Below are 18,160 nucleotides of genomic sequence, written 5' to 3'. Positions count from 1 at the left end.
ATATGTTTCGTCTCCTCATTCGTAAAGTATTTTTAAGTATTGCCCTGTTTCTGAGTGCTTTGGTGGCTGTCAATGCCCAGCATGAAGATCATAGCGCCCACGCTGCTGCTGAAGGCGAAAAAGAGTTCAATGTAGGTGATATGATAATGCACCACATTAAAGATGATCACGGTTGGGAATTTGCCCACGGCCTAACCCTGCCTCTACCCGTTATACTTTACAGCAACGATCGGGGTCTGGAAGTTTTCTCTTCGTCCAGACTGGCCCACGGTGAAGTATATAACGACTATAAGCTTGAACACGGAAAGATTCACCGGGTGACAGCGGACGGCAAAGAGGATCATTCGGCTCACCTCTATAATTTCTCCATCACCAAGAATGTGGCTTCTCTGCTGTTGAGTGCCATCATTCTGATTACGGTGTTTTTCTCGGTTCGTAGCGGCTATGAGAAAAATAAAGGCAAGGCTCCCTCGGGAATCCAGTCTTTCCTGGAACCCATTATCCTGTTTGTTCGGGATGAAATTGCAAAGCCCAACCTGGGTCCGAAATACGAGCGGTATCTGCCTTACCTACTGACCCTGTTTTTCTTTATCCTGGTCAACAACCTGCTGGGTCTGTTGCCGGGCGCGGCCAACCTGACGGGTAACATCACGGTTACGATGGTGCTGGCGGTTATTACCGCCCTGATTACCAACTTCAGCGGTAACAAGCACTACTGGGGACACATTGTAAAACCTACCGGGGTTCCGCTGCCACTTTTGCCGGTTATCGTTCCTGTGGAAATTGTTGGGATTATCGTAAAACCGATTTCGCTGATGATCCGGTTGTTTGCCAACATCACAGCCGGTCACATCATTATCCTGAGCTTGTTGGGCCTGATCTTTATCGCGAGGAATCTGGGCGGTGCCGGAACGGGTTGGGGAGTTAGTTTAATTGTTGCTCCGTTTACCATCTTCATGAACCTGATTGAGTTACTGGTAGCCTTCCTGCAATCGTTTATCTTCACGCTGCTGTCGGCCATGTACATCGGTAGTGCCGTAGAAGAACACCATCACGGTGGTGGTTCGGGCCTGGAAGCGGGCGTGGAGCCGCATCATTAATTAGCAATCTTTTGTTTTATATAAATCGTTTCTTTCACACATGTTAGCTACACTGCTATCAATTTTGTTACAAGCGGCTGCTGAAGGTGGCTCAGGATTAATCGCTATCGGTGCTGGTTTAGGTGCTGGTCTGGCTGCTATCGGTGCTGGTCTGGGTATCGGCCGTATCGGTGGTAGCGCAATGGAAGGTATTGCTCGTCAGCCGGAAGCGGCTGGACGGATCCAAACCGCCATGCTGATCATCGCAGCTCTGATTGAGGCCGTGGCCCTGTTTGCTGCGGTTATCTGTCTGCTCATTTCGTTCAACCTGTAAAAACAGCGTTGAATAGAGGCAAGTAGAGTGGTTGGTTGCATTAGGCACCGACGTCAACACTCGATCTCATTAGAAAACCCGCCAGTTTGGGCTAGCCAGCTGGCGGGCTATCTATAGCTTACAAGGCGAAAGATTGACCTTAAACGTTGCAAAACATAGCTTAGTTTTTTACCTCAATGGACTTACTTACCCCCGACATTGGCCTTCTCTTCTGGCAGTTAGTTGTCTTTTTACTGTTGTTCTTTCTGCTGTCCCGATTTGCCTGGAAGCCCATCACGCAGAGTTTGAAAGAGCGCGAGCACGACATTCAAAGTGCTTTGGACATGGCCGAGAAGACCCGCGTCGAAATGGCCAAACTGCAAGCCGACAACCAGAAGTTGCTGGCCGAAGCCCGCGCTGAACGCGATGCTATTCTGCGGGGTGCAAAAGAAACCGCTGACCGCGTTGTATCTGAAGCTCAAAACAGGGCAACGGAAGAGGGCAAACGGATCATCGAGAAAGCCCGCGAAGAACTGCAATCCGAACGTCAGGCCATGGTGGCTGAGGTGAAGCGTGAGGTGATTGATCTGTCGCTGAGTATTGCAGAGAAAGTTCTCCGCAAGGAATTGAGCGACAAAAAATCGCAGGAAGAATTGGTTAAAAGTCTGGTCGCTGACTCAAGACTAAATTAAGTTAAGAATTATGAATTGAGCGTTAAGTGTTGGGCAACGCCTTTTTAACTCTTAACGCTTAACTCTTGACTCATCTCTCTTAAGATGGCAGAATCTACAGTTGCATTTCGATACGCTAAATCCCTGATCGATCTGGCCCAGGAAAAGGACAAGGTTGAAGAGGTCTATAAAGATATGGCTTTCTTCAGGGACGTGGTCACCAAGAACCGAGACCTGATGCTGGCCCTGAAAAGCCCCATTCTGCGGCACGAAAAGAAGCTGGCCGTTTTGCGGGCGATATTCGAAAGCCGGGTTGATCCTTTGTCTTTCTCTATTTTCAACATCATTACGAAGAAAAACCGGGAAGGCATTATGGATATTATCGCCGATGAATTCATTCGGCAGTATAACTTCTTAAAAGGCATTCAAAAGGTTCAGGTGATAACAACGGTGCCGCTGACGGAGGAACTGCGTAAGGAATTCACCGCTCTGGTTGCTAAGGCAACCGGCAAGGAGATTGAACTGGAAGAAACAATCGATCCCAAATTAATCGGTGGTTACATCCTCCGGATCGATGACCAGCAGGTAGATGCTTCAATCCGCACTCAGTTGGCCGAGTTGCGGTTGAATTTCCTGAATTAAGTTGTAACTAACAAAAAATCAGACGATAGAAGAGCAGGAAAAGCTCGCTGTATTTATCGCTACCTGCTTCACTTCATAAAAACCGGATGTTTGTGCCCAGCACGGATATCCGGTTTTTTTGTAATATGCACATTCAACGGTTAGCCTATGGATATTCTCGCTCAAACCCGTACGGTCGATATCATCCGTGTTGTGACGGACTTGGGCTACGTATTGCACGAAAACCGTAAAATTATCTGCCCCTTCCATGTCGAGAAGACACCATCTCTGGTGGTTTATCCGCAGAACAATTCCTACCACTGTTTTGGCTGTGGCCGGCACGGGGATGTAATTAATTTTTACGCCGGAATCGCCAATCTGGATTACACGACGGCCATGCACGAGCTGGCGTTCAATTACCTACCGGATTACAAACCAGAGCTATACAAACGCGGCCACCTTAAAAAAATACAGCCTTCAGCACCCCATAAAGCGGAGAAAATCGCGCTGCCGACGGATACCAAAATTTACGAATACAAGCCACTCCACAGCGAGATCTACGAGGATTTTGCCCGGGTCTGTCGCCTGCAACCAGCCAATTCGGTACAAGAGGAAACCTGGCGGTACCTGACCGGACGTGGTTTTTCCGAATCGACGCTGCGAAAGTTTCAGATCTTCACCGTCAACGAGTATCACCCCGTGCAGGCCTATTTACGGAATACGTACAACGTTTTGGATTTGCAGGAAAGCGGGTTGTTCAATGAGAAAGGGAACCTGATTTTTTACCGACATCCAATCATCATTCCGTATTACCGCAAAGGACGAATCGTCTTTCTGCAAGGCCGCGTTATTGGTAACCCGTCCGATACGGTTTCTCGTTATCAGTTTCTGAGCGGTGTGCCGGTGGAGTTATTCAACGCCGATGTGATGGACATCCTGAAAACGGGGAAGATCCTGTACGTTACGGAAGGCGCTCTTGACTGCATGACGCTGATGCAGGAAGGAATGCCCGCCGTGAGCTTGGGCAGTGCGACAATGTTTAAGCGGGAATGGATGAAGCTGTTTCGGCGATTTGAGGTTTGTTTTTACTTCGACAATGACGCTGCCGGGCAGAAAGCCGCCCGCGAGTACGGCGAAGTATTCAGCCAGTACGGGGTTTCGACCCGGGTGAAAACCGTGAAGGAGGGCTACAAAGACGTAAACGACTACTTTTCCAAACGCGAGTAGCGGTTTACTGGAATTCTTTCACAAACTTGAAATGCGAAGGTTGAAACGTCAGCTGCTGGTAAAACCGGTGCGTATGCGTTCGCTTCTGATTGGCCGTCACTTCCAGATTGACAAAACCGTGCGCTTCGGCCAATTGCTCCAAAGCCGCCACCAGTTGGCGTCCAATCTGCTGATTCCGGTATTCCGGCTCGACGTATAACTCCTGAATTTCACCCACCTTGCCGGTATGGTGCAACAAGTACTGAACGTGGCAACTGATGAACCCCACCACCTCGCCGTTGACTTCGGCCACCAGATAGTGCACCCGGCGGTCGGTTAGGTTCCGCTGGAAAACCGCCCGGAAAGCCACAGCATTGAGTTGGGCTTCTTCCAGTTCGCAAATAAACCGGTAGATTGGTCCAACATCCTGAAAGTTTGCCGGACGAATGTAGGCTGCAACGCTCATGATCGGAGAAAGATTAGGTGGTGTCTTCGGGAAGTGAACAAGATGTGGCTAAATTTCGGGAAATTCCGACGAATCCTAAACCTCAATCATGAAAAAAATAACTCATTGGGCCATTTTGCCCGTGCTGGCGGGTGCTATCGCCTGCCAATCCAACTCGTCGCGCGACGATCAAACCACCGCAACCGATACAACCCAAACCCGCATGTTTACTTCCGACGCAGCCTTTCTCAAGAAACACCACCCCGATTTAGTAACCCTGAAAGATGGCAACGCCCAGGTACTGATCTGTCCGGCATACCAGGGCCGCATCATGACCAGTACCGCCGACGGCGAAACCAGCTACGGCTGGATCAACCGGGAGTTGATCGAATCCGGTAAACTGCAGCCGCACATGAACGCTTTTGGTGGAGAAGACCGCTTTTGGTTAGGGCCGGAAGGCGGCCAATTTGCCATCTACTTCAAGCCCGGTGCGGAATTCAACGGTGACAACTGGCAAACGCCAGCGCCCATCGACTCCGAACCGTTTACGCTGGTGTCGAAAGACGAGCGCTCTGCCCGATTCAGCCGGGACTTTGAACTGACAAATTACTCCGGAACGAAGTTTAGCGTGGGCGTTGAACGGGAAGTTCACCTGTTGCGGTCCAAACAGATCAATCTGGCGCTGGGTGCCACGGGCGTGCCGCTGAGTGATTCACTCAAAATTGTGGGCGTCGAATCGGTCAATACATTGATCAATAGGGGTAAAGAACCGTGGAAGAAGGAGAACGGCTTGTTGTCGGTCTGGATTCTGGGCATGTTTAACGCGGCACCGGACGCTACGATTGTTGTGCCGTTTCAGCCCGGCAAAGAACCGGCCATCAATGACAGTTATTTTGGGAATGTCCCGGCTTCCCGGTTGATTCAGAAGGATAGCGTTGGCTTTTTTCGGGCTGACGCAAACGAGCGCGGTAAAATCGGTGTACCACCTAGTCGGGCTAAAAACTGGCTCGGTAGCTACGATCCCAATTCCCAGACCCTGACACTGGTTACTTTTACTTTCAATCCGGCCAATCAGGACTACGTCAACTCCGCCTGGGAGATTCAAAAAGAGCCGTATGCCGGTGATGTCGCCAACGCGTACAACGACGGCCCAATGAAACCAGATCAGCCGCAAATGGGGAAGTTTTACGAACTGGAAAGCTCTTCACCCGCGGCTGCTTTGTCGCCCGGCGGTCGTCTGACCCACCGGCACACCACGCTGCACATCCAGGGAAAACCGGCCCAACTCGATGAAATCGCCCGTCGATGGCTGGGCGTTTCGCTGGACGAAATCGTCCGGGCTTTTTGAGAGCCAGAACGGTATTGGAACTCCGGAGTCAATTTCGTTTACACTCCACAAAAACCGTCTCGTAAGGTGCTAATTCGAGCCGCACGAATGCGTCGTCAGCGGGTGTCATTTCCTGCGCCGATTCCGCCCAGAAGGCATCGGGTGAAAGACCGGCGTGGTGGAAAGAGGCTTCATTCAGAACGCGCACAATGACTGGGTGACTGAGCGGAACCCGGACGGTTTGTGGTTTGTCGGTCAGGTTCGCCAGGATGAATACCGTGTGTGATTCATTTTGCAGACACAGGCATTCGGTTTGAAGGGGATGGCTGCTGGTGGTGGGAATGACCCGTCCGCCATGAAAACGATTTACCGTCCGGAACACCCAGTACAGCGGGAAGACCGTATTGGCTTCGGTGAAAAACTGATCCGGGTAAGCCGTTGGAAAATCACCCTGTAGCATTCCCTGTTCGCCCAGCGTTTCGTAGTACGTCAGCGAACGGGCGCCAGCCTGAATCAGATTTTTCAGGCTGGCCAGCGTCCACGCGGCTCCGAAAAGCGACATCTGCCGGGGGTCCGTCGAAAAAGGCATCTGGTTAGTTGCCGATTCAGCATCGTTGCCGGTAGCGTCGGGGTTGAAACGCGGGCGCAACGTAACGGGCGACACATGTACATCCGGAATCCACCGGCGGGCGTCGCGGACGGTGTCGGCCTGGGCGGTCGTGTTTTCGGTCAGGGTCAGATTATCCACGGCATGGGCCTGCGGGCTGATGGCATACGCAACAAAATCGACGGCATCGAGCGGGGGCGTTTCACGGTTAACGGCCACGAAAAAGACGTTGGTTCCGGCCCCGATTCGGGCGTTGGGAAAAGCCTGACGGAGGGGCGGGACCACCTCGTTGATGAGCGTAGCCGGGGTACTTTTGGCAAAGTTGCTAACGATCAGCACGGAGTCGATCAGCGCCGGGTCAACGGGTTGCTTCAGAAACGTGTACAACTCATAGTTGGCGAGCTGATTAAAAATCAAAACCAGTTCGAGCTTTGCGTTCAGGAGAACCGCGTCGTCGACGGCTTTGCGGAACGTGTCGGCCCAGTCCAGTTGCTGAAAATTAACGTCGACGCGCAGGTGGTGAAAATTCGCTTCTTGGAGCCACTGCACCGCCGAACCGGTGAGCGTCTCGTGGTTGGCCCCGACGCCAATCACGGGCAAAGGCAATGTGGACGAACCGAGCGAAACAATGGTTTCGGACGGTTTAGAATCGCTGATGCCTGGTGTCGAATCCGGATTGACCAGACGTAATTCAACCGATTGCTGGATTTTGTCGCCGGGTTTGAGCGTTACCGGAAACGGTTTGGCCAACGGCGTGCAGTACGTTTTGTAGGAGGCATCGGTCCAGTTGCGCTGGTCTTCGGTTTCAAACACATCACCAACAAACCACAACACCGCGGCCCCGCCGTTAACCGTGGGCCATTGCATCTCGCGGATGTTGAAAAACGGCTGATGCGGGCTGATGGTTTCCGGAAACGGGGCCACCGATTGACTGCCGTCGGGATGGGTGAGCGTGCAGGGCTGCCCGGCGCATTCCGGAATGGGGTGCAGAATGCAGAACCCCGCCCGGTTGCGCTGAAAAGTGGTCAGTGCTTCACCGTCGATGTTGAACTGAATCGTACCGTCCGGGTCGCCGGTAATTTCGCACTGCCAGCGCAGGTGTATGGTTTCGTTCCGGCACACGCAGGCATACCGGATGTGGAAGGAATCGTCCCGCTGTTCAACAACCTCATCCTCGATCACGTGACTGGCCGTGGCCCAGTTGTGATCGCGGACGGCGTGGTACAGCAACCGGAGCACTTCGTGGTCGCCGAGCCGGATATACCGCAGAAAACCGCGTTCATAAAGCATCGTCAGCGGTCCGGCGCGGAGGATACGGGGTTCGGGCAACGGCTCGGTCTGGCCGTAACGCATCAGGGAAGGGGCGTACATAAGAAATTAGTAATTCAGCAACTGATCGGATTCAAAAACATGCGTTCCGCTCAACTCGTCCTGGGCTTTCTGGTACATCGCATTGGCTACACTTTCGGCCCGCACGGCTTTGTATTTCGACGGAATGAGCGGGTTTAGTACCTTCATCAAGCCTTCTCCGATGCGCTCACCGAGCCGAAATTCCTTCCGCTCACCCACAAGAAGCGAAGGCCGGAAAATCAGAAGGCTCGGATAATTCAACGCCCGCAGGTCGCGCTCGAGGTCGCCTTTTACGCGGCTGTAGAAGAACGATGAATTAGAATCGGCACCCAGCGATGAAACCAGTAAAAATTGCTGCGCCTGGTTGGCCAGCGCCCGTTTTGCGATAGCTAAAGGATAGTGGTAATCGACTTTCTTGAAAGCTTCGCGTGAACCCGCCTTTTTCATGGTTGTACCGAGGCAGCAAAAAATATCATCGGCCTGAACCAGTAACCCGTTTGGATGATCAAAATCGTATTGAATCTCCTGAACGCGAGGGTGCTGCCAACCCAGTGAGTGACGGACCAGCACCTTTATTTTTTCGTAGGCGGATGAATCTATCAGGCGGTGGGTCAGCGCGTTGCCGACGAGGCCGGTCGCACCAACAACAAGCGCAGTTTTCGAAGTGAGTCTGGGCATTTTAGGGTTGTTACCGATAAGTTTGCTAATTTATGGGCGAGTATTTGTTTTTTACCATTTTTCTTCGAAAAACTACTCAATGAAGCGACTATACACTTCGTTTGGACGTGTTGCTGTGGTGATGCTTGTCCCACTGGCGCTGGTCCTGGGCTTTACCGAACCCGATTTTCCGGACCGCCTGGTTGAGCGGTTACGCGCCTTTAATGTCGCTTATCCCAAAGAAAAAGTTTACCTCCAGACCGACCGGCCTTATTACACCGTTGGGGAAACCATCTGGCTGAAGGGTTATTTGTTTGATGGCCCCGAGCACCTCGCCGATTCCGTCAGCAAGGTTCTGTACGTGGATCTGGTGCAGCTTGAAAGCCGTAACGTGGTTGTGCACCGGATTCTTCAGGCAGCAAATGGGTATGCCGTTGGTGATATCGCTCTGGGTGATTCGCTGGCCGCCGGGAATTACATGCTGCGGGCATATACGGGCTGGATGCGCAATTTTTCGGAAGACTATTATTTTACCAAGCCGCTGACCCTGTTGCGGACCGACGCAGAGCCGGCTCAGGTTACAACGAACCGGCCGTCGGGGCCGCAACCCGATGTGCAGTTTTTTCCGGAAGGAGGCCAGCTGGTCAACGGGCTGGAAGGCCGGGTCGCGTTTAAAGTCGTCAGTCCGGCGGGGAAGGGCCTGGATGCCAGCGGCTTTGTGTTAAGCTCGGCGGGGGATACCGTAACCGGTTTTTCCACCAAGCACCTGGGCATGGGGTACTTTTCGTTCCAGCCGGTAGCTGGCTATACGTATACGGCCTTTCTTAAACTCGCGGACGAAACCACGCACAAATACCCACTGCCTGAAGCCCGCCCGGAAGGATACACGCTGCTGGTTGACAACATCACCAACCGCGATAATGTACGGGCGTACGTTAAAAATAACAAGCCTGCAAGTGTGCAGGGGCGTTTTACGATGATGGTGCAATCGCGGGGCCGGGTGGTGCAGGTGGTGCAGGGAGAGGTCGGCAAGAAGGCTATTGTCATGCAGATTCCCCGGCAGCTGCTTCCGGAGGGAATTTCGCAGATTACGTTGTTTGACGAAACGAATCAGCCGGTTTGTGAGCGGCTCTTTTTTGCGGAGAAAAAGGAACGGTTGACGGTGCAGTTAAAACCGTCCAAGCCCGCTTTCCGGCCGCGCGAAAAAATTCAGGTGGACATCTCGGTAACCGATGCGGCCGGGAAGCCTGTAAAGGCGAATCTCTCGCTGGCGGCTACCGATGCGGGTCAGGTGCTGGAAAAAGAACCGTATAAGGCCGATCTGGTGTCGTACCTGCTCCTTGATTCCGACTTGAAAGGCACCATTGAGCAACCCGGCTATTATTTCGACGCTAACAACAAGGAGCGGACGACGGATCTGGATGTGCTGATGATGACGCAGGGCTGGCGTCGGTTTGTCTGGAAAGATGTCCTGCAGGATACCCATCCGGCGCCAAAGTATCCGATTGAAGAGGGACTGTCGATAACGGGGCGGGTGATCCGGCCCAACCAGAAAGCACCCGGCGTGGTGAATTTAACCTTCTTTGTGGCGCAGCCGGATAGCACCCGCGATGTGTTCATGGGCGAGTCCGACGAAAACGGTCGGTTCAGCGCGCTTGGTCTGCAATTTGGCGACTCGACGAAGGTGATGATTCAGGGAGTGATTGGGAAAAACAACCGCAACCTGGAAATTAAACTTGACGACTGGTTCAGTCCGACGCTGCAACTGACGCAGATTCCGTACAATCCGCTTGTTTTCCAGCGCGACGAACTGGCCGACTACCTCAAGCGGACGAAGGAGTACCTGGAAATTGAACAGCAAATCCGTAAAAACCGGGAGATTATGCTGAAGGAAGTAACGGTCCGGAAGAAACGGGAGGCCCCGTCGGATTCGCGAAAGATTTACGGCCAGGCCAGCAACACCCTGAAGGTTGATCAGACGATGGTTGCGGGGGGAATGAACGTGCTGGATCTGCTGCGGGGACGAATTCCAGGCGTCAGCGTGACGGGAAGCGCCATGAACCCAACGGTGCAGATTCGCGGGTCGGCCAATTTTTCGGGCGTGGTCGAACCGCTGTTTACGCTGGACGGCACCCCGGTTGATAAACAAAGCATTGTTTCAATTCCTATTTTCGATGTCGATTACATTGATGTGCTGAAGGGCGCTAACGCGGCCATTTTTGGAAGTCGGGCCGGTGGGGGCGTCATTGCCATTTACACCAAGCGCGGTTCACCGAATTATGATTTCAGTAATGAAAAATCGCCCGGCACGCTGGTTGTCACGCTGCCGGGTTTTCGGGCGGCCCGGGAGTTTTATGCCCCGCGTTACGACGAGAACAAACCCGAACAGGTACGCCCCGACTACCGGCCCACGTTGCATTGGGCACCCATGATTCAGACCGACGACGATGGGAAAGCGCAGGTTAGCTTCTTCGCTTCCGACGCCCGCTCTTCCGTCCGGGTTATGGCCGAAGGTGCCACAACCGCCGGCCAGCCGGGTGTCGGCAGAGCGGTTTTTGATGTTAAGTAAAGACCGTGGAAGGTGACCATTAGAGAAAAGAGAAGAGACAAAAGCTTGGGCCCTCTCTTGTCTTTTGTCTACCGTCTCTTATCCCGTTTACTATTTTTGTAATTTGCCCGCAAACCCTGACGGAATCTCATGAAAAAAAGTGCTTTGTTGCTGCTGTTGATGTCGATCCACTACTGCGCGCTCGCGCAAATGCCGTATCCAACCATCGGTTCCATCGAACGTCTTGATGCGAAACTGGATGCCCTGATTCCTAAAGATGCCAAACTGGAAGTACTCGCCAGTGGTTTCGACTGGTCCGAAGGGCCGGTCTGGATCAAAGGCTCCGGCGGGGGCAACGGCTACCTGCTGTTTTCGGACGTTCCTCAGAATACGGTATACAAATGGTCGGAGAAAGAGGGAAGCCAGGCGTTTATGAAACCGTCGGGCTACACGGGCGTGGCTCCCTACAGCGGGGAACCCGGCAGCAACGGGTTGGCCGTCGACGGAAAGGGGCGGCTGATTTCGGCCGAGCACGGTGACCGGCGCATTTCGGCCCTGTCGCTGGCGGAGCGGGCCGGGGGCAAAATGACGCTGGCCGATCGGTACGACGGAAAACGGTTCAACAGCCCGAACGATGTGGCTCCCCACTCAAACGGCAGTGTTTATTTTACGGATCCGCCGTACGGACTACCGGAGCGCGAGAAAGACACCAAAACGCGTGAACTAGCGATCCACGGCGTTTACCGGGTTAGCCCCGATGGCAAAGTTACGCTGCTGATCGACAACCTGACCCGTCCGAACGGTATTGCATTTTCGCCCGACGAAAAAACGTTGTACATCGCCCAGTCGGACCCCGAAAAACCGTACATCATGGCTTATCCCGTGCAGACCGACGGGACCGTAGGGAAGGGGCGCATTTTTTATGATGCCAGCAACGGAGTCAAGCAGAATTTACCGGGTCTGCCCGACGGTCTGAAAGTGGATAAAAACGGGAACGTATGGTCAAGCGGGCCGGGCGGTATACTGGTCATCGCTCCGGGCCAGGCCGACGGAACCGGCAAATTGCTGGGAACGCTCAAAACGGGCGTTGCAACCGCCAACTGCGCCTTTGGCAACGACGGTTCGACGCTTTACATCACTGCCGACATGTACCTCATCCGGTTAAAAACGCTTGCTAAAGGTTTTTAGCTGGGGCAGTAACCAGCTCATAGTGCCCGACTGATTCGTTAAAGTTGACCCGCAACGACCGCCAAAGTGCGTCGCAATGGATTTCTTCGCTCATGAACGCTTAAATCTTGTCGCATCACTCATCACTCCTAAGTCTTCTCTCGTTATATTTGTATTTAAATTAGTACGAAACGGGCAGCAAGGATTCTTGGAGTTTTATGATTGAGAACAGAAAATATATCATCATCGGCGTTTTCTGTCTGATTGGACTGGTCTATCTGTCGCGCTTGTTTTATCTGCAGATCCTGGATGACAGTTATTCGCTGGAATCTTCGAGTAACTCCATCAAACGGGTGATTGAAATTCCGTACCGTGGTCAGATTTACGATCGCAACGGAAAACTTATTGTTTACAACAGCCCCGTCTACGATCTCTACGTTACACCCAAAAAAGTTTCGATTCCCGACACGTTGGCCTTCTGCCGTCTGGTCGGGCTGGAACAAACGGAATTTGACAGCATTATGAATCACGCCAAGGCGTATTCATACGTCAAGCCGTCTTTGTTTCTGCGGCAGTTATCCAAGGAGGATTTTGCCCGGATTCAGGATGCCCTGGTCGACTACCAAGGTTTCGAGCACGTGACCAGCTCCATGCGCACCTATCCGGCTCATACGATGGCCAACACGTTGGGGTACGTGGCCGAAGTAAGCAAAGAACAGCTTGAAGCGCAGGAAACACCGTATTACCGGCAGGGCGATTACATCGGCCGCAGCGGCCTGGAGAAGCAGTACGAGTCGGTGTTGCGGGGGCAGCGGGGCATCAAGTTTGTTATGCAGAATGTGCGCGGGGTGGTGAAGGGCTCCTGGAAAAACGGTGCCTTTGATTCGCTGGCGGTTGCTGGCAAGAACCTGCACACGGGCATCGACGTTGAAATTCAGCAGTATGCCGATACGTTGATGCAAAATAAAGTTGGCAGTGTTGTGGCCATCGAGCCGTCAACCGGCCAGATTTTGTGCATGGTTTCGGCACCGACCTATGACCCCAATATCCTTTCAAGCCGGCACTTTTCAAAAAGTTACGCTCAACTGGCCAAGAATCCGTACAAACCGCTGATTAACCGCCCAATCATGGCGAGTTACCGGCCGGGTTCTACCTTCAAGCTGATTCAGGCACTGGTGGCGATGCAGGACGGAGCCGTGATGCCGAGTTCAATTTTCAGCCACGCGGGCGTACCCATGAAATGCCACTGTTACCGTTCCGGCCGGTTGAATATCTCCGGAGCTGTTCAATATTCCTGTAATCCGTACTTTTACCACGTTTTCCGACGTTTACTCTACAACAACGCGGAGCGAAACACGTTCAAAGCATCGGCAACGGGGCTTCAGCACTGGCACGATATGGTGTCGAAGTTTGGAATCGGGCAGAAGCTGGGCATCGACCTGCCCGGCGAGCTGAAAGGAAGTTTGCCCGACGCAGATTATTACAATCGGATGTACGGCGAAAATCACTGGAAGTTCTCTACGGTCTATTCGCTCAGCATTGGCGAAGGGGAGTTGCTGATCAACCCGTTGAAGATGGCCAACGTGGCGGCTATTATTGCCAACCGGGGGTGGTATTACACTCCGCACATCGTCAGCGGTATTGGTAAAGCGGGAGAAGGAATCGATCCGAAATACGTGGAAAAACACGAGGTGGGCATCAATCCCCAATATTTTGAGCACGTGATTGAAGGAATGCAAGGGGCCGTTGAGCACGGGACGGTTACGGCAGCCGCCACCATACCGGACATTGTAATTTGTGGCAAAACCGGAACCTCACAAAACAAAAAGGGCAAGGATCACTCGATTTTTGTTGCGTTTGCTCCGCGTGAAAATCCCAAAATCGCCATTGCCGTTTTTGTTGAGAATGCCGGTTGGGGCGGTATCGCTGCGGCTTCGGTAGCTTCGCTGGTGATTGAAAAATACATCAAACGCCAGGTGTTTGACCACGCACTGGACAAGAAAGTGAAAGAGGCCAATTACCTGCCGGCCATTACTCCGCCCCAGAAACCTGCGCCTAAAAAGATTGAGCCACCCCGGAAAGACAGTGTTGCCAAACCGTTGATGGTGAAAGCCACACCACCCCAGCCGACCGCTCCCGCAACGGCCGAAGCAAAGTCATCAATTGCTTCCCGACCCGCGCCAACCAGCGAAAATTAATCATTACTCACTGTTTCTAATTAGTACTCCTTTGGTTTCCAGAGAACCACAAATTACGCAAAACATCGACTGGGTAACACTCCTGCTCTATATTGCCTGCGTGTTCATGGGCTGGCTGAATGTATACGCAGCCGTATACAGCCCGGAAACCCAGACGAGCCTATTCGATTTGTCGACCAACGCCGGCAAGCAGCTGATGTGGATTGGCACAACGGTCCTGCTGATCATTGCCATCCTGGTGATTAATTACCGTTTCTGGGATACGTTCGCGTTTGTCATTTACGGCATTACCATTCTGTCGCTGCTGCTGGTTCTGGTAGCAGGATCAAACATTAATGGATCGCGATCGTGGTTTAAATTCGGGGCGTTTTCCATTCAGCCCGCCGAATTTGCCAAGCTAGGAACGGCGCTGGCGCTGGCCCGCTACATCGATTACCCCAACGTTAACCTGACCAAGCTGAAAGACCAGCTTTGGTGCGCCGGAATTATCGCGCTGCCGGCCGTACTGATCATCGCGTCGAACGAAACCGGCTCGATGCTGGTGTTTGCGTCGTTCATCATCATGCTGTACCGGGAAGGGTTGCCGGGCATTTATCCGCTGATCGCCATTGTGGTGGTGACGCTGTTTATCCTGACGCTGATCGTTCCGAAACTTTATCTGTTTATCGCCATTCTGGCTCTGGGACTGCTGATCTTCTTCATGACACCCCGTTACCAGCGTTCGGTTCAGAACGTGATCGTGATCGGTGTTGCGGCTTTGTCCATGATTTTAATTGTCGCGGGCGTCGATTTCTTTGTGAATGATGTTCTGCAACCGCACCAGCAAAACCGGATAAAGGTGCTGATCAACCCGGCAGCCGATCCGCTGGGGGCGGGTTGGAACGTAACGCAGGCCAAGATCGCCATTGGGTCGGGGCGCTTGCAGGGCAAGGGATTTCTGGAAGGGACCCAAACCAAGTTTGACTTCGTGCCCGAACAAAGCACCGACTTTATTTTCTGCACGATCGGCGAAGAACACGGCTTTATCGGCAGTCTGATCGTCGTGACGCTGTTTGTCTTTCTGCTGTGCCGGATTGTGTTGCTGGCCGAAAAACAGCGAACGCGCTTTGCCCGGGTATACGGTTATTCACTGGCGGGCATCATTTTCTTTCACATCATGATCAACATCGGCATGACGATCGGTTTGATGCCCGTCATCGGGATTCCCCTGCCGTTTTTCAGCTACGGTGGGTCGTCACTCTGGTCGTTTTCAATTCTGTTGTTTGTTTTTCTGAAACTGGATTCTCGCCGGGTTGGATTGTTTGCCCGTTAACGGTTAAACCACCTTCAGTGCAATCCGGTGGCAGGCGTTGTTGCAGTAGCCTTCCGGGTTCCATTGCGGCATCACCATGGGTTGCGATACTCCCGCATCATCGACGGCCCGCGCCCAGATTTCGTAATAGCCTTTTTGCGGGAGCTTCAAGTCGATGTTCCACTGCTGCCAGGCTAGCCGGTTTTTGGGCGCTTTCAGCTTGCATTCCTGCCACGTGGCGCCAAAGTCGGTTGAAACGTACATGGTTTTGACAGCCCGGTCGCCCACCCAGGCATGACCCCGTACGGGAACCGACTGGCCCAGTTCCACCGTTGCGCCGGTTCTGGGAAAGGTAATGAGCGATTTCACGGGCATGGCTTCAATGATTCTGAACTGGTCTTCCGGCGGATCGACCCCCGGTTGAACGGGGTTGATGGGTACCCGGTAGCTTTTGCCGGTCATCTTTGCACCGTCGTGCACCTTGTTCCGCACGGCAATGGTATGCAGCCATTTACCCGACGTGGACGCGGGCCAGCCGCCTACCACCAGCCGCAACGGATGGCCGTGCGTCAGCGGAATGTCCTGCCCGTTCATGGCCCAGGCCACCAGCGTTTCGTCTTCCTGCGCCTTTTTGATGGGAACCCCCCGGGAAATTACCGGCTTGGTGGGGTCTTTGCTGACGTGCAGATCCTGGCCGTAATAGCCAATGTAAACCGCATCATCTTTCAGGCCCACATCCGCCAGAATGTCTTTCAGCCGGACCCCCGTCCATTCGGCACAACTGACGGCACCATCGGTCCACTGGTTTCCGGCCGTTTGGGGAACGTAGCCTGCGCGGCCATTTCCGGCGCATTCAAGCACGAGTTGATAGGTATAGGTTTTGAACCGTTTTTTCAGATCGCTCAGGGAGTAGGTCTTTGGGGCTTTCACCGACTCACCGTTGATCGTCAGCTTCCAGTTGGTAACGTCGATTTTCTCCGGAATCAGCCCGTTGTTGCGGATAAACATTTTATCGGCGGGCGTAACGGCGTCGTCCAGCAGGTGAGCGGGTGCTTCAACATTCCACGGTTTATCATTCAATACCGACATGTCTTTGTGCTTGCTTACCATCGGATTCGGGTCGGCCAGCGGCTCAAAAGCAAGCGGAAGGTATCCGGCGGGCAGACTTTTGGCAAAAACAATTTGGGTGCCCAGCGCACTGGTCATCGTCGCCAGCGCACTTTTTTTCAGAAAACCCCGGCGGTTAAAGAGCGGTGATTGGTTCATTCAGGTATAAAAAGCGGGTTTAATCAATCAAAAATAACAAAAAAAGACCTGCCGCGGGGTTAAATCCGGGCAGGTCGGGCAAATTATATGTCCCGGAAGAAAGCCGTCAGACAACGGCTTCGCGGTGAATGATCGCTTCGCGGTCTGGTCCGGTCGAAATGAAGCTGATGGGGAGGCCCAATTCAGCTTCCAGAAAGTCGATGTAAGCGGCCAGTTCAGCCGGAACTTCCTCATACGTATGGAAATCCGTCAGTGAAGTTTGCCAGCCTTTGAACTCTTTGTAGATCGGCGTAACGGTCGTGTCACACAGATCGTAAGGCAGTTGCTCGGTCGTTGTGCCATCGGGAAGCTGGTAATGCGTGCAGACGTTGATGGTGTCGAAGATGTTCAGCACATCCACTTTCATCATAATCAATTGCGAAACGCCGTTGATCATGATGGCGTATTTCAGAGACGGCAAATCCAGCCAGCCACACCGGCGCGGCCGGCCCGTGGTTGCGCCAAATTCCCGGCCTTCTGCCCGCATCCGTTCGCCGGTTTCGTCCAGCAATTCGGTGGGGAAGGGGCCACTGCCCACCCGCGTGCAGTAAGCTTTGAAAATACCGTAGACTTCGCCAATCTGCCGGGGAGCGATCCCCAGGCCCGTACAGGCACCCGCCGTCATGGTGTTCGAACTCGTCACGAACGGGTAGGAGCCAAAGTCAATGTCAAGCAGGGAACCCTGAGCACCTTCAGCCAGTACTTTCTGACCGTTTTTCAGCGCCTGGTTTACTTCGTATTCGCTTTCCACCAGTTGGAATTGCTTGATGAATTCCACGGCTTCAAAAAAGTCCGTTTCGGCCTGGGGCAATACCGACTGGTAATCATACTGATGATGGTCCAGCGTGAGCTTATGGATATCAACCAGTTTGTTGTATTTCGCACGGAAATTGGGCGACAGCACATCGCCGACGCGCAGACCCTGGCGGGCTACCTTATCCTGGTAGGTCGGTCCAATTCCGCGTAGGGTTGAGCCAATTTTAGAATCACCTTTGGCCTGCTCATAGGCGGCATCCAGCAAGCGGTGAGTCGGCAGAATAATCGACGCTTTCTTGGAAATGAAGAGGTTACGGGTCAGATCGAGATTGTATTTGGCTAAACCTTCAATTTCTTTCCGGAACACAATCGGGTCGAGCACAACGCCATTGCCGATGATGTTCTTGATATCAGTCCGGAAAATACCCGACGGTATCTGGTGCAACACGTGTTTGAAACCGTCGAACTCAAGCGTGTGACCGGCGTTTGGTCCACCCTGAAACCGGGCGACTACTTCGTACTGCGGGGCCAGTACATCCACAATTTTCCCCTTGCCCTCGTCGCCCCATTGAAGGCCGAGTAATACATCTACCATGATAATAAATAAAAGATAAAGACT

General features: G+C 53.0%; 15 protein-coding genes. 10 read left to right on the top strand and 5 right to left on the bottom strand.

All coding sequences use genetic code 11. The annotated features are described in order from the left end of the window. Positions 1-2: 2 nt before the first annotated feature. The 5 genes from atpB to OQ371_RS02600 all read left to right on the top strand — a co-directional run bounded on the left by atpB (position 3) and on the right by OQ371_RS02600 (position 3,911). Complete coding sequence (gene atpB / locus OQ371_RS02620) at positions 3-1,100, top strand: F0F1 ATP synthase subunit A (protein WP_265992199.1); 1,098 nt, start codon at positions 3-5, stop codon at positions 1,098-1,100. A 40-nt stretch (positions 1,101-1,140) separates the two neighbouring features. Beyond that, positions 1,141-1,413, top strand: coding sequence for an ATP synthase F0 subunit C (atpE, locus tag OQ371_RS02615; protein WP_111629403.1), 273 nt, complete (start codon positions 1,141-1,143; stop codon positions 1,411-1,413). A gap of 176 nt (positions 1,414-1,589) precedes the next feature. Further along, on the top strand, positions 1,590-2,084 hold the full coding sequence (locus OQ371_RS02610) for a F0F1 ATP synthase subunit B (RefSeq protein ID WP_265992198.1): 495 nt from the start codon (positions 1,590-1,592) through the stop codon (positions 2,082-2,084). A gap of 84 nt (positions 2,085-2,168) precedes the next feature. Further along, positions 2,169-2,705, top strand: a complete 537-nt coding sequence (gene atpH, locus OQ371_RS02605; protein WP_265992197.1) for an ATP synthase F1 subunit delta — start codon at positions 2,169-2,171, stop codon at positions 2,703-2,705. Positions 2,706-2,852: 147 nt separating this feature from the next. Beyond that, a complete protein-coding gene (locus OQ371_RS02600) occupies positions 2,853-3,911 on the top strand; it encodes a CHC2 zinc finger domain-containing protein (RefSeq protein ID WP_265992196.1) in 1,059 nt (352 codons plus the stop codon). A gap of 4 nt (positions 3,912-3,915) precedes the next feature. On the opposite strand, the gene OQ371_RS02595 is transcribed toward OQ371_RS02600, so the two are convergent. Next, positions 3,916-4,356: a GNAT family N-acetyltransferase gene (locus OQ371_RS02595; protein WP_265992195.1), complete on the bottom strand. Its 441-nt coding sequence runs from the start codon at positions 4,354-4,356 to the stop codon at positions 3,916-3,918. 88 nt (positions 4,357-4,444) lie between these two features. On the opposite strand from OQ371_RS02595, the gene OQ371_RS02590 reads away from it, so the two are divergent. Then, positions 4,445-5,683 (top strand): DUF6786 family protein, encoded by a 1,239-nt coding sequence (locus OQ371_RS02590; protein WP_265992194.1) that lies wholly within the window; start codon positions 4,445-4,447, stop codon positions 5,681-5,683. Positions 5,684-5,711: 28 nt separating this feature from the next. On the opposite strand, the gene OQ371_RS02585 is transcribed toward OQ371_RS02590, so the two are convergent. Together OQ371_RS02585 and OQ371_RS02580 are read right to left on the bottom strand one after the other, a co-directional pair. Further along, positions 5,712-7,640: a D-apionate lactonase family protein gene (locus OQ371_RS02585; RefSeq protein WP_265992192.1), complete on the bottom strand. Its 1,929-nt coding sequence runs from the start codon at positions 7,638-7,640 to the stop codon at positions 5,712-5,714. A 6-nt stretch (positions 7,641-7,646) separates the two neighbouring features. Continuing rightward, a complete protein-coding gene (locus OQ371_RS02580) occupies positions 7,647-8,297 on the bottom strand; it encodes an oxidoreductase (protein WP_265992191.1) in 651 nt (216 codons plus the stop codon). 79 nt (positions 8,298-8,376) lie between these two features. Here OQ371_RS02580 and OQ371_RS02575 point away from each other — a divergent pair, with 79 nt between their 5' ends. From OQ371_RS02575 to rodA, 4 genes are all read left to right on the top strand, one after another. After that, positions 8,377-10,845: a TonB-dependent receptor plug domain-containing protein gene (locus OQ371_RS02575; RefSeq protein ID WP_265992190.1), complete on the top strand. Its 2,469-nt coding sequence runs from the start codon at positions 8,377-8,379 to the stop codon at positions 10,843-10,845. Positions 10,846-10,974: 129 nt separating this feature from the next. Further along, a complete protein-coding gene (locus OQ371_RS02570; protein WP_265992188.1) occupies positions 10,975-12,012 on the top strand; it encodes an SMP-30/gluconolactonase/LRE family protein in 1,038 nt (345 codons plus the stop codon). A 197-nt stretch (positions 12,013-12,209) separates the two neighbouring features. Continuing rightward, positions 12,210-14,189 carry a penicillin-binding protein 2 gene (gene mrdA, locus OQ371_RS02565; RefSeq protein ID WP_265992186.1) on the top strand — a complete coding sequence of 660 codons (1,980 nt, stop codon included), beginning with the start codon at positions 12,210-12,212 and terminating at the stop codon, positions 14,187-14,189. 31 nt (positions 14,190-14,220) lie between these two features. Further along, positions 14,221-15,501: a rod shape-determining protein RodA gene (gene rodA / locus OQ371_RS02560; protein WP_265992185.1), complete on the top strand. Its 1,281-nt coding sequence runs from the start codon at positions 14,221-14,223 to the stop codon at positions 15,499-15,501. 3 nt (positions 15,502-15,504) lie between these two features. Here the strand turns inward: rodA and OQ371_RS02555 are convergent, their stop codons facing one another. Continuing rightward, positions 15,505-16,746, bottom strand: coding sequence for a sulfite oxidase (locus tag OQ371_RS02555; RefSeq protein WP_265992184.1), 1,242 nt, complete (start codon positions 16,744-16,746; stop codon positions 15,505-15,507). 106 nt (positions 16,747-16,852) lie between these two features. Further along, the gene (locus OQ371_RS02550; protein ID WP_265992183.1) at positions 16,853-18,136 is read right to left on the bottom strand and encodes an adenylosuccinate synthase; all 1,284 of its coding nucleotides are present in this window, start codon (positions 18,134-18,136) and stop codon (positions 16,853-16,855) included. Positions 18,137-18,160 lie beyond the last annotated feature (24 nt).

This window comes from Larkinella insperata (genome assembly GCF_026248825.1).
GTDB classification, from domain to species: domain Bacteria; phylum Bacteroidota; class Bacteroidia; order Cytophagales; family Spirosomataceae; genus Larkinella; species Larkinella insperata.
The sequence above is the reverse complement of the archived record's forward strand: the minus strand, read 5'-3'. Positions and strand labels throughout refer to the sequence as shown.

Bases quoted from the DNA above. Each gene is read 5' to 3' on its own strand.
- atpB (WP_265992199.1), top strand. From the start codon at position 3: ATGTTTCGTCTCCTCATTCGTAAAGTATTTTTAAGTATTGCCCTGTTT.
- atpE (WP_111629403.1), top strand. From the start codon at position 1,141: ATGTTAGCTACACTGCTATCAATTTTGTTACAAGCGGCTGCTGAAGGT.
- OQ371_RS02610 (WP_265992198.1), top strand. From the start codon at position 1,590: ATGGACTTACTTACCCCCGACATTGGCCTTCTCTTCTGGCAGTTAGTT.
- atpH (WP_265992197.1), top strand. From the start codon at position 2,169: ATGGCAGAATCTACAGTTGCATTTCGATACGCTAAATCCCTGATCGAT.
- OQ371_RS02600 (WP_265992196.1), top strand. From the start codon at position 2,853: ATGGATATTCTCGCTCAAACCCGTACGGTCGATATCATCCGTGTTGTG.
- OQ371_RS02595 (WP_265992195.1), bottom strand. From the start codon at position 4,356: ATGAGCGTTGCAGCCTACATTCGTCCGGCAAACTTTCAGGATGTTGGA.
- OQ371_RS02590 (WP_265992194.1), top strand. From the start codon at position 4,445: ATGAAAAAAATAACTCATTGGGCCATTTTGCCCGTGCTGGCGGGTGCT.
- OQ371_RS02585 (WP_265992192.1), bottom strand. From the start codon at position 7,640: ATGTACGCCCCTTCCCTGATGCGTTACGGCCAGACCGAGCCGTTGCCC.
- OQ371_RS02580 (WP_265992191.1), bottom strand. From the start codon at position 8,297: ATGCCCAGACTCACTTCGAAAACTGCGCTTGTTGTTGGTGCGACCGGC.
- OQ371_RS02575 (WP_265992190.1), top strand. From the start codon at position 8,377: ATGAAGCGACTATACACTTCGTTTGGACGTGTTGCTGTGGTGATGCTT.
- OQ371_RS02570 (WP_265992188.1), top strand. From the start codon at position 10,975: ATGAAAAAAAGTGCTTTGTTGCTGCTGTTGATGTCGATCCACTACTGC.
- mrdA (WP_265992186.1), top strand. From the start codon at position 12,210: ATGATTGAGAACAGAAAATATATCATCATCGGCGTTTTCTGTCTGATT.
- OQ371_RS02555 (WP_265992184.1), bottom strand. From the start codon at position 16,746: ATGAACCAATCACCGCTCTTTAACCGCCGGGGTTTTCTGAAAAAAAGT.
- OQ371_RS02550 (WP_265992183.1), bottom strand. From the start codon at position 18,136: ATGGTAGATGTATTACTCGGCCTTCAATGGGGCGACGAGGGCAAGGGG.